Below are 1,109 nucleotides of genomic sequence, written 5' to 3' on the forward strand. Positions count from 1 at the left end.
AAACTCCGGTTGTAACAGCACCAATGCCTAAACCGGTTCATTCAGGTAGTTTAGCATCTCCTTCTTTAATGGCACATATTATGAATCAAAAATATGTGGATGGGCTGCCATTATACCGGCAAGAAAAGCAACTTTCCAGATTGGGGGTACCATTATCACGCCAAACCCTGGCCAATTGGATGATTCACGGGGCCAACCGATGGTTGAGCCCACTTTATGATCGCATGCATCAACTTCTTTTGGAAAAGGACATTTTGCATGCGGACGAATCAACCCTGCAGGTACTTCACGAACCCGGTCGTCCAGCCACGTCAAAATCATATTTATGGCTCTACCGTACTGGAAAAGAAGGACCTTCAATCATCCTTTACGATTATCAGGAAACCAGATCAGGCAAAAATGCCGAGAAATTCCTGTCAGGATTTAAAGGATATTTACAGGTTGATGGTTACGCCGGGTACCATAAGGTACCTAATGTAAAACTAGTCGGTTGCATGGCCCATGCGCGACGTAAATTTGATGAGGCACTAAAAGTATTGCCTACTTCAAAGCGTATGACATCGGGAGCGGTAGCAATGGAAGGCATCCAATACTGTAACCAACTATATCGCATTGAACGCGATCTAAAGGGGTTATCCTCTTCAGATCGATACGAAAAACGATTAGAACGCAGCAAGCCAGTCTTGGATGCTTTTTTGTCATGGCTAAAAATACAGAAGCAAAAAGTGTTGCCAAAAAGCGCTTTAGGTCAGGCGATTACCTACTGTCTCAATCAATGGGAGAAATTAGTGGCATTCCTAGAGGATGGACGATTAGAAATTGATAATAATAGAAGCGAACGCTCAATAAAGCCCTTTGTGATTGGGAGAAAAAACTTCCTTTTTTCAAATACACCGAAAGGTGCAAGGGCTAGCGCAATCATTTATAGCATTGTGGAAACAGCAAAGGAGAATGGCCTAAACCCATATTATTACCTTCGCTATTTATTTGAGAAGTTACCTAACATTGATCTGACAGATAAAAATGCCCTGGATAAAGTACTGCCTTGGTCAACAACACTTCCAATCGTTTGTAAAGATTTTAAAAACTTACCTAAATAATAACGCGAT

General features: G+C 41.7%; 1 protein-coding gene. It reads left to right on the plus strand.

What is annotated here, in order from left to right; all coding sequences use genetic code 11:
* Window positions 1–1,100: IS66 family transposase (gene tnpC, locus J2S07_RS21870; protein WP_307152468.1), on the plus strand; the 1,100-nt coding region annotated here is incomplete at its 5' end.
* Window positions 1,101–1,109: the final 9 nt, after the last annotated feature.

The sequence above is a fragment of the Anoxybacillus andreesenii genome (assembly GCF_030813005.1).
GTDB classification, from domain to species: domain Bacteria; phylum Bacillota; class Bacilli; order Bacillales; family Cytobacillaceae; genus Robertmurraya; species Robertmurraya andreesenii.